The organism is Arthrobacter terrae, from assembly GCF_015708085.1.
GTDB classification, from domain to species: Bacteria; Actinomycetota; Actinomycetes; order Actinomycetales; family Micrococcaceae; genus Arthrobacter_M; species Arthrobacter_M terrae.
Genome location: NZ_JADNYM010000021.1, coordinates 45,685 through 58,204 on the forward strand (window position 1 = coordinate 45,685; position 12,520 = coordinate 58,204).

10 protein-coding genes are annotated in these 12,520 nt (G+C 63.8%); 4 read left to right on the plus strand and 6 right to left on the minus strand.

The features are described 5' to 3' along the window. Positions 1–45: 45 nt before the first annotated feature. The gene (locus IV500_RS15555; protein WP_230855049.1) at positions 46–1,128 is read right to left on the minus strand and encodes a Gfo/Idh/MocA family protein; all 1,083 of its coding nucleotides are present in this window, start codon (positions 1,126–1,128) and stop codon (positions 46–48) included. 84 nt (positions 1,129–1,212) lie between these two features. Here IV500_RS15555 and IV500_RS15560 point away from each other — a divergent pair, with 84 nt between their 5' ends. Together IV500_RS15560 and IV500_RS15565 are read left to right on the plus strand one after the other, a co-directional pair. After that, positions 1,213–3,228, plus strand: coding sequence for a S9 family peptidase (locus IV500_RS15560; RefSeq protein ID WP_230855050.1), 2,016 nt, complete (start codon positions 1,213–1,215; stop codon positions 3,226–3,228). Positions 3,229–3,237: 9 nt separating this feature from the next. Then, a complete protein-coding gene (locus IV500_RS15565; RefSeq protein WP_196397726.1) occupies positions 3,238–3,657 on the plus strand; it encodes a helix-turn-helix domain-containing protein in 420 nt (139 codons plus the stop codon). Here the strand turns inward: IV500_RS15565 and IV500_RS15570 are convergent. Further along, positions 3,620–4,852 carry a PucR family transcriptional regulator gene (locus IV500_RS15570; protein WP_196397727.1) on the minus strand — a complete coding sequence of 411 codons (1,233 nt, stop codon included), beginning with the start codon at positions 4,850–4,852 and terminating at the stop codon, positions 3,620–3,622. The two genes, IV500_RS15565 and IV500_RS15570, sit on opposite strands and share 38 nt — an antisense overlap. A 254-nt stretch (positions 4,853–5,106) precedes the next feature. Between IV500_RS15570 and ald the strand changes: the two genes are divergently transcribed. Together ald and IV500_RS15580 are read left to right on the plus strand one after the other, a co-directional pair. Continuing rightward, a complete protein-coding gene (ald, locus tag IV500_RS15575) occupies positions 5,107–6,219 on the plus strand; it encodes an alanine dehydrogenase (protein ID WP_196397728.1) in 1,113 nt (370 codons plus the stop codon). 135 nt (positions 6,220–6,354) lie between these two features. Continuing rightward, positions 6,355–7,680, plus strand: a complete 1,326-nt coding sequence (locus IV500_RS15580; protein WP_376770215.1) for an aminotransferase-like domain-containing protein — start codon at positions 6,355–6,357, stop codon at positions 7,678–7,680. 6 nt (positions 7,681–7,686) lie between these two features. On the opposite strand, the gene IV500_RS15585 is transcribed toward IV500_RS15580, so the two are convergent. The 4 genes from IV500_RS15585 to hisC form a co-directional block, all read right to left on the minus strand. Then, positions 7,687–9,060 carry a dihydrolipoamide acetyltransferase family protein gene (locus IV500_RS15585; protein ID WP_196397729.1) on the minus strand — a complete coding sequence of 458 codons (1,374 nt, stop codon included), beginning with the start codon at positions 9,058–9,060 and terminating at the stop codon, positions 7,687–7,689. 14 nt (positions 9,061–9,074) lie between these two features. Then, the gene (locus tag IV500_RS15590) at positions 9,075–10,049 is read right to left on the minus strand and encodes an alpha-ketoacid dehydrogenase subunit beta (RefSeq protein ID WP_196397730.1); all 975 of its coding nucleotides are present in this window, start codon (positions 10,047–10,049) and stop codon (positions 9,075–9,077) included. Then, positions 10,046–11,251, minus strand: coding sequence for a pyruvate dehydrogenase (acetyl-transferring) E1 component subunit alpha (gene pdhA / locus IV500_RS15595; RefSeq protein WP_196397731.1), 1,206 nt, complete (start codon positions 11,249–11,251; stop codon positions 10,046–10,048). The genes IV500_RS15590 and pdhA overlap by 4 nt, the downstream gene beginning before the upstream one ends. Before the next feature lie 147 nt (positions 11,252–11,398). After that, positions 11,399–12,520: a histidinol-phosphate transaminase gene (hisC, locus tag IV500_RS15600; RefSeq protein WP_196397732.1), complete on the minus strand. Its 1,122-nt coding sequence runs from the start codon at positions 12,518–12,520 to the stop codon at positions 11,399–11,401.

The following is a 12,520-nucleotide window of genomic DNA, read 5'->3' on the forward strand; positions in this document are numbered from 1 at the left end:
TGCCATCTGGGCGTGGTGCATCCGGCCGTGGGCTGCCGGCACGGTTCAGCCATGCTGTGCCCGCACCGTTTCAATGATTTTCAACGCCTCCACAGCGTCCGCCGGGTCGACCGGAAGCGGACCGCCGTCCAGCAGCGCCGCCGCGAGCAACTGGTAGAACGCCGGGAAATTGCCGGGTTCGGTCGGCACCGGACTCAGCGCCCCGTCCAGACCCAGAACACCCCAATTCTGCTCGGGGTCTTTGCCGTACCCCGGGGTCCCGGGCAGCACGCCGGCGATGATCTGTGTCTCCTGCAGGTCCGCGGTGGCCTTGGTGTATGCCGCCGATGAGCCGAGCACGCGCAGTCTGGGCCCCTTTTGCGCGGCACTAAGATTCATCCACAAATGCGAGCGCACGCCAGTTGCATGCAGCAGTGCCACGAAATCGTCGTCGTCCGCTTTTTCCTGCGGCCGTCGTGCACTCAACTCGCTGTACACCTGCGTCACCGGCCCGAAAAGCTGCAGCGCCTGGTCAATCAAATGACTCCCGAGGTCATACAGCAGGCCACCGCCGTCGTGGGCCTTGGCTTCGGCTTTCCAGCGCTTGGAAATCTCCTGCGACCAGCGCTCCATCCGTGATTCAAAGCGGTACACCTCCCCCAGCGCGCCGGCATCCAGCAGTTTTCGCAGTGTCAGATATTCACCATCCCAGCGCCGGTTTTGGTAGACGGTCAGCGGCACCCCCATGGCGGCGGCATGAGCCACCAGCTCCTGCCCTTGGACAGAGGTGAGCGCAAAGGGCTTGTCAACGACGACGGCGATCCTGCGGTCCAGGGCGGCGTGCGCTAACGGCGCATGGCTGGCCGGAGGTGTACCGAGTATGGCCAGATCAAGCCCCGGACGGGCGAAAAGTTCCTCTGCGGTGTCCACAATCCGCGCGTGCGGGTACCGCCGCTGCGCCAGGGCACGCCGTTCCGGATTGGCTGTGACGATAAAATCCAGGCTGTAGCGCAGGTTCGCTGCGATGGCGGGAGCATGAAAAACGCTGCCGGCCAGGCCAAAGCCGACGACGGCGGTGCTGATGAGCTGCTGCATGGCTGCCACCTTACCCTCGGCGGCCAGCAGCGAAAGGTCAGGCGTCCAGCTCATGGGGTCCGCACTCGCCTCACGTACGCTGGTGCCCTCACGGTGGGACGGATTAGGCTCGGCAGAGTGAAAACCGACCATTTACCCTTGACCAATACCGTTTCCGCTCCCACCATCCATCCCAACGGCGGGCGCGTCGTCGTCGCCGTGAGCCGGCCGGATTTCGCCGCGGATGCCTCGGTAGGCCAGCTGTGGACCATCCCGTTGTCCGGCGGCTGCCCGCGCCGCCTCACGCGCGGGTTCCGCGACGGATCGCCGCGGTTCTCGCCCGACGGCGAAGTCCTTGCGTTCATCCGTTCGCGGCCGGGAAAGGCGCCACAGCTGCACATCGTGGACGGCTCCGGCGGCGAACCGCAGGTCATCACCGACCGGCTGCTCGGCGTCGAGGGTTTCGATTGGTCCCCGGATGGACGCGCCATCTGCTTCTCCTCCCGGGAACCGGAGGAGGGCCGCTACGGCACGGTCGAGGGCGTCGGTGCAGCTGCCGAAGATCCACGGCTCATCACCGGATGGCACTACCAGGCCAACGGCTTGGGTTACGTCACCGACAGGCGCTCCCAACTGTTCGTCGTCGACGTCCCCGCCGTCGATGCGGAGCCAGTTGTAGAACCAGCGGGCCGGGCCGCCAAATCACGCTCGTCGGATGACCCGTCCTCCGCCGTTCCCGCACCGCGCCAGTTAACCACCGAAGACGCCGATCACGATGCACCGCGTTGGTCCACCGATGGCGCGACGATCCTCTTCACCGCCAGCCTGCACGAGGACGCGGACAGCGATCTGCGCGCCGATATCTTCGCCATCCCGGCCAACGGCGGTTCCCCTCGGCAACTCTCGGGGCTCTCATCCGGAGCACGGTTCAGCGCCATGGCAGGAACGCAATCCGCCGACGGGCGCTGGCTTTACTACGTGGCCGCGGATATGGGGCCCACGGGCACGGACTTCCTGGCCGCCCAGTACGGCGTTTGGGTCGCCCCGATGGACGAACCTGCGCACGCACGCCGGCTGAGCGACGCGCTTACCGCCGATTTCACCGAGAACGGGGATCGGCTCATCACCTACGGCACGGACGGAGTCCTCGCTATTGACCGGTACCGTGGCGGGACACGGGTGATGGCCTTCAGCCCGCACGAAGAACCCCGCATTCTTGCCGCGGGACACTTTGTTGCGACAGCGCTCGACTGCGCCGCTGACGCCGTCGTCGCCTGCTACAGCGACCCGACGAGCTTCGGTGATGTCGCGGTCGTGGCCGGCGGAGAGCTGGAGCGCCGCAGTGATTTCTCCGCGGCATTCCGTGCAGAGGCCGGTGTTATCCCGGTCCAGGAGTTCAGCACCAAGGCCGGAGATGGATATCCCGTGCACGGCTGGGTACTGCTGCCGCAGGGGCCTGGCCCGCATCCGGTGCTGCTGAACATTCACGGCGGCCCGTTCGCCCAATATGGCTGGGGCCTGTTCGATGAGGCACAGGTATACGCAGCGGCCGGATATGCGGTCCTCATGTGCAATCCGCGGGGATCGGCAGGATACGGCTACGACCACGGCCGGTCGATCCGCGAAGCGATGGGCACGGTGGACTTTCATGATGTGATGTCCTTTCTGGAGGGCGCTTTGGCTGCCTACAGCGGGCTCGACGGTGAGCGGCTGGGCGTGATGGGCGGGTCCTATGGGGGATACCTCACGGCATGGACCATCAGCCAGGATCATCGGTTCAAGGCCGCCATCGTCGAACGCGGCTTCCTGGATCCGGAGACGTTCACCGGAACCTCGGATATCGGGTGGTTCTTTTCCAGTGAATACACCGGCAGCGACCCGGACAAGGTGCAGGCGCAGAGCCCGATGGCCCAGGTAGCCAAGGTGCGCACTCCCACCCTGGTGATTCATTCGGAGCAGGATCTTCGCTGCCCCCTGGAGCAAGGCCAGCGGTATTACACGGCGTTGCGCCGGAACGGGGTCGACGCCGAGATGCTGATCTTCCCGGGGGAAAACCACGAGCTCTCCCGCACAGGAACGCCGCATCACCGCAAGCAGCGCTTTGAACACATCCTGCGCTGGTGGAACACGCATCTTCCAGTGCAGGCAGTGCAGACAGCGCAGACACCCCGGTAGGCTCAGCCCATGGCCCACCTTTCACCGCGCGCCGCGCCGCCACTGCCCGACGAGGAGGCCCGAGCGCTGGCCCATGTGCTTCAGGCGGACAAGGACGTGACGATCTTCGTCGACGGCACTGTGCACAGACTCTCCCCGGCAGCGGTGGAGGCCGTTCTGGATCTGCTGAGCCGCCTCTCCCGCGGCGAGGGAATCATGGTCAGCTCGGTGGAAAACCTGCTGACCACCTCGCAGGCGGCCGAAGTAGGCGGGATTTCGAACACCTACCTGCGCCAATTGACCGATGCAGGCACGATCGCGGTGCAATATCGCGGCACACACCGGAGAATCCGGCTGAAAGACATGCTCGGCTGGTTGGCCACGCAGCCGAATGCGCCCGGTGCCGACGGCCTCAAATCCGCGGACGCTGCTGCCAACGATCGGCCTTGAGGGCCAAATGAAGTTCCAACCGGATCAGGCCGTGCAGCGGATCGGTGCCGATCAGCGAACGGACGCGGGCAATCCGGTTGTACACGCTGCTCCGGTGTAGATGGACGGCATCTGCGACGTCCTGCACGGCGCCGTCGCTATCGTAAAGCAGCTCCAGCACCGGCAGCAGCTCGGCGTTGCGATCGGCCGCCTGCAGGTTGCGGTAATGCACGGAGGACATCTGCTCCCAACGGCCGGCGGCCAGCAGCTGATAGACCCCGGTAGAGGGGTAGCCCAAAATATCAGGGAACTGCGGCTCCACTGAAGCGGCCTGCACAGCCACCTTGGCCTGCACGTATGCCGCCGCCAGTTGCCGGGGTGCGGCAAATGGTTCGCTGAGTCCGAAAATAATCCGCGGTGCTGATCCGGACCGCTTCGCCAGCTGCCGTTTGTAACGATTCCGGACGGTTGTCTGACCGGCGTGACCCTTGCCGGGCTGAGCTGAGCGGAACAACACCACAGCATGCGTGTCGGTGCCTGCGCTGAAGAGTGCATCGTCTACTCCGATGCTGGCCTGCAGGGCAGCTGTGCGGTGAATCATGGTCTGCGCCAGAGGATCTGCCTCCCCCGAACGTGCCGATCCCGCGCGGGAGGGCGAGGGGACCTGGAGCAATACCGCCAGCTGCCACGGGCCGCGCAGCAGCATGTCTTCCCGATCTGCAGCCGCGGCAACCGCCGCTGGTTTCCCCAGGCAAGCGGCAAGGAAGTCCTGTTCGCGGCGGCGCCGGGTCTGGGATTCGGCCGTATTCGACTCGAGCAGTAACGAGGACAAGAGATCCAGCTCATTGCGGACCTCGGGCAATTGAGCCAGGATCGCCGTCGCCGTTAACTCCGATTCCTCCTGCTGCACCCATAGGTAACCCACTCGGAAGCCGCGGACCAGCAGCGGAACACACACCCGGCCGAGCATTCCAAGATCCGCATTGGCTGGAACGACGACCGGACGCACGGCGGCGGAGATTCCGTGGGCGAGCTGCCAGCCGTTGACGTCCGCCGGAACCCGCTTGCTGAGCAGTAAATTCACCCGCACGCGGTCGGCATGGACCTGGTCCGAGCTGTAGGCCAGGAGGACGCCGTCGAGGTCCTCGAGGGAGAGCCCGCGCCTCAGCTTCGCAGCCAGCTGCTCAACCAGCTGTTCAACGTCGGTAGTCTGCATGCACCAATGCTATGGGCGCGCAACGACAGGAGTCGACACTTGACGCTTGCGTACTCGACATATGTCGAGCGGACAAAAGTGATTCCCGCGGATTTCCGGGCCTGGGACACGCCTCGCTGCAAGGACGTTCCGCAGGGGGAGTCGTCTACGTCACATCGGGCCCTAAGCTGATATCCCGGCCGGTGAGGCGGACGGGCTGAGGTGCCGGACCGCTGCTCCGGCCCGAATATCCATGCAGACCTACGGAGAACCCCATGATTGTTGCCATCCCTAAAGAAATAAAGAACAACGAATTCCGCGTCGCCATTACCGCCTCCGGGGTACACGAATTCAAAGATCACGGGCATACCGTCCTGATTGAAAAAGGAGCCGGCGCGGGCTCGAATATTACCGATGAGGAATATGCGGCCGCGGGCGCCGAAATCGTTGATACCGCCGCGGAGCTTTGGCCGCGCGCGGACATGGTGATGAAGGTCAAGGAGCCGGTCGCCGCCGAATACGGCTACTTCCGCCGGGGCCTGATCCTGTTCACCTACCTGCACCTGGCCGCCGAGCCCGAACTCACCGCCGCCTTGTTGGAATCCGGCGTTACCGCGATTGCCTACGAAACCGTACAGGTCGGCCGCAGTCTGCCGCTGCTCGCGCCGATGTCAGAGGTTGCCGGCCGGCTCTCTGTGCAGGTAGGCGCGCAGTGCATGACCGCTCCCGCCGGCGGACCGGGGATCCTGCTCGGCGGCGTTCCCGGGGTGCGTCCGGCCAAGGTTGTTGTGCTCGGGGCCGGCGTCGCCGGGAGCAACGCCGCCGCGATGGCAGTTGGTGCCGGAGCCGAGGTAACCATTTTGGACATCAATATCGAGCGGCTCCGCGAGCTCGGTGCCATATATCAGGGCCGGCTGAAGACCGTCGCCTCCAACCGACTGGAAATCGAGCGGTCCCTGCTGGAGGCAGACCTGGTGATCGGCTCCGTGCTGATCCCCGGCGCGAAGGCCCCCAAGCTGGTCACCAACGCCATGGTCGCCAGGATGAAGCCGGGCTCGGTGCTGGTCGATATCGCCGTTGACCAGGGCGGCTGCTTTGCGGACAGCCACCCCACGACGCATCAGGATCCCACCTTCACCGTGCACAAATCAATCTTCTACTGCGTGGCGAATATGCCCGGAGCCGTCCCGAACACCTCCACGTATGCGCTGACCAACGTCACTCTGCGCTACGCCGTCGCGCTGGCAAACCTTGGCGTCAAGGAAGCCCTGCACCGGGATGCTGCGCTTGCGGCCGGGCTGAACACGGCCGCCGGCAAGGTCACCCATCACTCGGTTTCCACCGCGCACGGACTCGAACTGGCGCAGGACTGGTCCAGCCTGCTCTAACCCTCTGTGCAAGAGAAGGACGACGGCGGCCTCATCGGCCGCCGTCGTCCTTCTCTGCCGGCGGCTCCGGCCGCCGCGAGAAGCATTAGAAAACGTTTGATGACTCTTATGCAACATACCGGATACCCTTGAGCTGTGACCCACGAATCAACCAGCACCGAAAACCAGTCCCGTGCCAATCAGGCCGGCGAGACGCTTCCGGCCGAGACCGAAGAAGCCTTGTCCCGTGCCGGGGCAGTCAGCTCCGCCATGGTACATCCCCATGAAGCCCTGTTCTCGGAGCGCGCCGCCAATATCAAGCAGTCCGCGGTCCGGGACGTTTTTGAAATTTCTATGCAGCCCGGGCTTGTCTCCCTCGCCGGCGGTAATCCCTACCTGCAATCGCTGCCGCTGGAACGGCTGGGCGCGGTGGCCGCGGATATCATTACCAATCACGGGCTCCAAGCGCTGCAGTACGGAGGCGGGCAGGGAACGCTGGAACTTCGCCGGCAGATCTGCGAGGTGATGGCAGCGGAGGGAATCACCGACGCGGACCCGGACAATGTGGTCATCACCGCCGGTTCACAGTCCGCCCAAGACATCGCCGCGAAGGTTTTCTGCAACCCCGGTGACGTGATTCTGATTGAAGATCCCACCTATGTGGGTGCCTTGAACGCCTTCGAGGCGTATCAGGTCGATGTTCAGCCGGTACGGGTCGATGAGGACGGGCTGGTCCCCGCGGAGCTGCTGCGCCGGATCGAGGAGCTGCGTGCGGCGGGTAAAACCGTGAAGATGCTCTATACGATCCCCAACTTCAGCAACCCCTCCGGCGTCACCCTCGCAGCGGACCGGCGGCCGGAGATTGTACGGATCTGCCGGGAAGCAAATATTCTCGTTCTGGAGGATAATCCCTACGGTCTGCTGAAGTTTGACGGCGAACTTCAGCTGCCGCTGCGGGCCGGGAACCCCGATGATGTGCTGTATCTGGGCTCTTTTTCGAAAATTTTTGCCCCTGGTCTGCGGATCGGCTGGGCGCTGGTGCCGGCGCATCTGAAACAGCGTTTCTACTTGGCCAGCGAGGCCGTCACCCTCTGCCCTCCCCCTTTCAATCAGATGCTCGTCTCGGCCTATCTGCGCGACTTCGACTGGATGGCGCAGGTCCGCACCTACCGGGCGCTGTATCAGGACCGCTGCGACGCCATGCTCTCGGCGCTGGCCGAGCACATGCCGGCCGGTGTCAGCTGGACAACGCCGGCCGGCGGATTCTTTATCTGGCTGACCCTCCCGGCTAGCGTGGACACATATCCATTGCTGCATCAGGGAATCGATGCCGGCGTGGTCTTTGTGCCAGGCGCCGCCTTCACCTCCGCACCCGGCCCCAGCAATACCCTTCGGCTCGCGTTCAGTTCGGCGACCCCGGAGAACATTCGCGAAGGCGTCCGCCGGCTCGCGCCGGTCCTTCGCGCCGCCGTCGGCCGATAAGCCCTGCTACTCCAGGAGCAGGGCCGGCTCCTCCATGATCGACGCAACATCGGCCATGAAACGGGCAGACAGGTCACCGTCCACTACCCGGTGATCGAAGGAACCACCCAGGGTCGTGATCCAGCGCGGAATGACTTCACCGTCCAACACCCACGGCTTGAGCTTGACCGTTCCGAACGCCACAATAGCCACCTCGCCCGGATTGATGATCGGCGTTCCGGTGTCGATTCCCAGCGCTCCGATATTGGTGATGGTGAGCGAGCCGCCGGCCATCTGCGCCGGTTGGGTCTTCCCGGCGCGCGCCGTGCTGGCCAAATCGTTCAGCGCCACCGCCAACTCCTTCAGCGACAGATCCTGCGCGTCCTTGATGTTCGGGACCATCAGACCCCGCGGAGTGGCCGCCGCGATGCCCAGATTCATGAAGTGTTTCACGATGATCTCGTCCCCGGTCCAGGTCGCATTGACCGAAGGATTGCGCGCGGCAGCCCAGATCACCGCCTTGGACAGGATCAGCAGCGGCGAAACCTTGATGCCCTCGAAGTCCCGTGAGGTCTTTAGCCGCTTCACAAATTCCATTGTCCGGCTGGCATCGACATCCACGAAAATGCTCACGTGCGGGGCGCTGAACGCACTGAGCACCATCGCTTTGGCGGTCGCTTTGCGCACTCCCTTGACCTGGATACGCGAAATCCGCTGATCCGCCGCGGCGTCCGGCCCGCGCTCCGGTGCAGACTGCCAGAACGTTCCCGCGCCGTCCTGCTCGGCGGTCCGCTGATCCTGATAGCTGAGCAGATCCTTCTTGGTGATCTCCCCGCGCAGTCCAGTCGGCGAGACGTCGCTGAGGTTGATTCCCAGATCCTTCGCGGCCTTACGGACCGGAGGCTTGGCGAGCACGCGCGCCGCTGGGGCCTCGGTCGCGCGTTCAGAGAGCGGCGTTACGGGCGACGGCGGCACGGGCGACGGCGGCACAGGCGACGGCGGCACGGCGGTGGAAGTTCTCCGGGGCCGGCGTTTGACGGCGTCGGCCCTCGGCCCGGAACCGACGAGTGGCCGGTGACCTTCGACCGCGGCGGCCGCGGAAGGCTCCGATGAATGCGCCGACACTGGCCCACCCACCGGCGCTGCGGAAGCGTCCGCCTCCGAACCGATCCTGATGATCGCAGTACCGACGTCCACCGTCTGTCCTTCGTCGACAAGCAACTGCGCAACAATCCCGGCGTAGGGCGAGGGCAGCTCCACAATGGATTTTGCAGTTTCAATCTCGACCAGGACATCATTGATGGCCACCACGTCCCCCAGCTTGACTTTCCAGGAGACGATTTCCGCCTCGGTAAGCCCCTCGCCGACATCGGGCAGATTAAACGTGTTCAATGCGGACATCCGTCGCGCCTTCCCTAGTAGGCCAGCGCGCGGTCGAGCGCCTCGAGGATCCTGTCAATATCCGGCAGGTAATGCTCCTCCACCCGCGCGACGGGATAAGGCATGTGGAACCCGCCAACGCGCAGCGCCGGTGCCTCCAGGGCGTAAAAACAACGCTCGCTGATGCGTGCCGCGATTTCGCCGCCCAATCCGCCGAACGTCGGCGCCTCATGGGCCACGATCAGCCGGCCCGTCTTTTCCACCGAGGCGGTGACGGCATCGAAGTCGATGGGGGAGATGGAGCGCAAATCAATGACCTCCACGCTGTGTCCCTCCTGTTCGGCTGCCTCCGCTGCGGCCAACGCCACGGGAACCAACGGGCCGTACGCGACGACGGTCGCATCCGTTCCCGGGCGCAGCACCTGCGCCGAGAAGGCGTCCAAACCGGGCGACGCCGTGTTGACCTCACCCTTGAGCCAGTACCGGCGCTTGGGCTCGAAGACGATGACCGGGTCCGGGCAGGCGACGGCCTGCTGGATCATCCAGTAGGCATCATGGGCGTTGGAGGGGGAAATAATCCGCAGTCCGGCGGTATGGGCAAAAAGCGCTTCCGGGGACTCGGAGTGGTGTTCAATGGACCCGATCCCGCCGCCGTAGGGGATGCGGATAACCACCGGGGCGCTGAGCTGACCACTGCTGCGGGTGCGGATTTTGGCCAGCTGGGTGGTGATCTGGTTGAAGCCGGGGAAGACAAACCCGTCAAATTGGATCTCGCAGATGGGGCTGTAGCCGCGTAAGGCCATCCCGATGGCCGTGCCGATGATACCGGATTCAGCCAGTGGTGTATCCATCACGCGATCCGCGCCGAATTCGGCTTTCAGCCCTTCGGTCACGCGGTACACGCCGCCGAGCGCACCGATATCCTCCCCCATTATCAGCGCTTTGGGGTTGGTCGCCAGCGTGGCCCGCAGGCCCTCGTTAATGGCCTTGGCAATGGTCATTGTGGTCATGGCGCACCCGTTTCATTCCCGGCGGCGGATCCGGTGCCCGTTTCGGCGAAGGACGCTGCGTAGTTCTCGAACCAGGCAAGCTCCTCGGCCACCAGTGGATGCGCTTGGGCGTAGACATTGGCAAAGGACGATCGGATGTCCGGAACGGTCATGGCCAGCGTCGTCTTGCGGACATACGCGGCCAATTCGTCGCCGTCGTCCTTAACGGAGCTGAAAAAAGCGTCATCGGCAAGGTTCTCCGCCCGCAGGTACTTTTCCAGCCGTACCAGCGGATCCTTGGCACGCCACTTTTCCTCTTCCGCCGCCAAGCGGTACTTCGTGGGGTCATCGGCGGTGGTATGCGCGCCAAGCCGGTAGGTGAAAGCTTCGATCAGCACCGGTCCGTGCCCCGAGCGTGCATGGTCCAAGGCCCACTGAGAGACGGCGTGCACGGCCAGCACGTCATTGCCATCCACCCGGATCCCCGGAAAACCGTAGCCGCTGGCCCTGTTCACCAGCGGAATACGGGACTGGACCTCGAAGGGGACCGAAATGGCCCAATGATTATTCTGGCAGAAGAAGACCACGGGTGCCTGGTAGGAAGCGGCAAAGACCATCGATTCATGTACATCGCCTTCGGAGCTGGCACCGTCACCAAAATAGGCCACGACGGCGGCAGGTTTCATTGCCGCGTCGGTGGCCTGATCGCGCTGGATTCCCATCGCATACCCCACTGCATGCAGTGTCTGGACGGCAAGAACGAGCGAATAGAGATGGAAGTTGGTGTCTTTCGGATTCCAGCCGGCATTGGAAATTCCGCGGAAGAGCTTGAGCAATTGCGACAAATCAACGCCACGCGTCAGCGCCACACCATGCTCGCGGTAGGTGGGGAAGATGTAATCCTGCGGCTCCGTCGCCTGACCCGAGCCGATCTGCGCGGCTTCCTGCCCGGTCAACGGGACCCAGAGGGCCAACTCACCCTGGCGCTGCAGCGCGGTGGCCTCCTGGTCAAAGCGACGCACCGTGGCCATATCCGAGTAGAAACTGCGCAGCTTCTCCGGCGTAAGCCGCGCAAGATACGGACTGAACTTCTCATCATGGCGAAGCTTCCCGTCCGGTCCCAGCAGCTGTACCAGGTTATCCACCGGGGCAATGCCCTCGATGAGGGCCCCGCCAACGTCGGTATCCTCAAACTCGGTACTGGGTAGCTGGGCAGCGCCCATACCTTCTCCTCGTCTGCCGCATCGGCAACGTCGATCGCTGAGTAGGGATACATGCGCCAACCGGAATGTATTTCGGCCGGGCGAAGATCCTGCTATTTCTTCGATCCACTGTATCGGCAGCACGCCCCGCAGGGAATTTATTAAGCGCTAGGAACGCCGCGGCGGTTTTGTATACTCCGCACAGAGTTCCAGAAAACGGGAGTTAGCCTCCGTCTCGCCAATAGTGACCCGGACGCCCTCGTCGCCAAACGGACGCACAGACAGCCCTCGCTGGTCGGCGAAGGCGGCAAACTCGGCGCTATTGTCCCCTAAATTGAGCCAGACAAAGTTACCTTGAGCGTCCGGAATCTCCCAGCCAAGGTCTTTGAGGCCGGCTGCCACCCGGTCCCGCTCGTCGACCAGGCTTTGTACCCTTTCCACAACCTGGTCGTAATTGCGCAAGGAGACAACGGCGGCGTGCTCCGCGAGGGAGGACACGGCGAAGGGCGTTGCGGTGACCCGCAGATATTGCGTGAGCTCCGGCCGCGAAACCGAATAGCCGACCCGCAGCCCTGCCAGTCCGTGCGCCTTCGAGAACGTCCGCAGCACTACAACATTGGGGTACTTGCGGTACATAGCGATTCCGTCAACGGCATTTTCAGCACGGACAAACTCCATATATGCCTCGTCGATCACGATCAGGACATCGGTAGGGACGGAGTTGATGAACCGCTCCGTTTCGGCCGTGTACAGGACCGGCCCCGTCGGGTTGTTCGGCGTACACAGCAAAATCACCTTGGTCCGTTCAGTCACCGCTGCCGCCATTGCCGGCAGATCATGCGTGCCGTCCGCGTTCAGCGGGATCCTGATGCTCTCGGCGCCCGCCAGCCCCACACAGATCGGATAAGCCTCGAAGGATCGCCAGGCATAAACGACCTCGTCCGGACGGCCGTCGTCATTCTGGCCGGCAAACGTGGACAGCAGCTGGTTCAATGCGCCAAGACTGCCGGCGCCGGTGACAATATCATCGGCCGGGACGCCCAGAAAGTCCGCCAGCTCACCGCGCAGTTTAGTGCTGAGGGAATCCGGATACCGGTGGACGTCCGCCAGTGAGCGCAGGGCGTCCAGCACCGCCGGTACGGGGCCCAGTGGGTTTTCATTGGAAGACAGCTTGAAGCTCTCCAGTCCCTTAACAACGGCGGCCGGTTTACCGGCGGCATATTTAGGTAGTCTGCCCACGACAGTGCGGGGATGAACCACAGCAGCTGCGGCGGAGTTCTCAATAGTCAT

Excerpts from the sequence above, each read along its gene's own strand:
- IV500_RS15585 (WP_196397729.1), bottom strand. The coding sequence starts at position 9,060 with ATGTCCGCATTGAACACGTTTAATCTGCCCGATGTCGGCGAGGGGCTT.
- IV500_RS15565 (WP_196397726.1), top strand. The coding sequence starts at position 3,238 with ATGGCCCACCTTTCACCGCGCGCCGCGCCGCCACTGCCCGACGAGGAG.
- IV500_RS15555 (WP_230855049.1), bottom strand. The coding sequence starts at position 1,128 with ATGAGCTGGACGCCTGACCTTTCGCTGCTGGCCGCCGAGGGTAAGGTG.
- IV500_RS15570 (WP_196397727.1), bottom strand. The coding sequence starts at position 4,852 with ATGCAGACTACCGACGTTGAACAGCTGGTTGAGCAGCTGGCTGCGAAG.
- IV500_RS15590 (WP_196397730.1), bottom strand. The coding sequence starts at position 10,049 with ATGACCACAATGACCATTGCCAAGGCCATTAACGAGGGCCTGCGGGCC.
- ald (WP_196397728.1), top strand. The coding sequence starts at position 5,107 with ATGATTGTTGCCATCCCTAAAGAAATAAAGAACAACGAATTCCGCGTC.
- pdhA (WP_196397731.1), bottom strand. The coding sequence starts at position 11,251 with ATGGGCGCTGCCCAGCTACCCAGTACCGAGTTTGAGGATACCGACGTT.
- hisC (WP_196397732.1), bottom strand. The coding sequence starts at position 12,520 with ATGACTATTGAGAACTCCGCCGCAGCTGCTGTGGTTCATCCCCGCACT.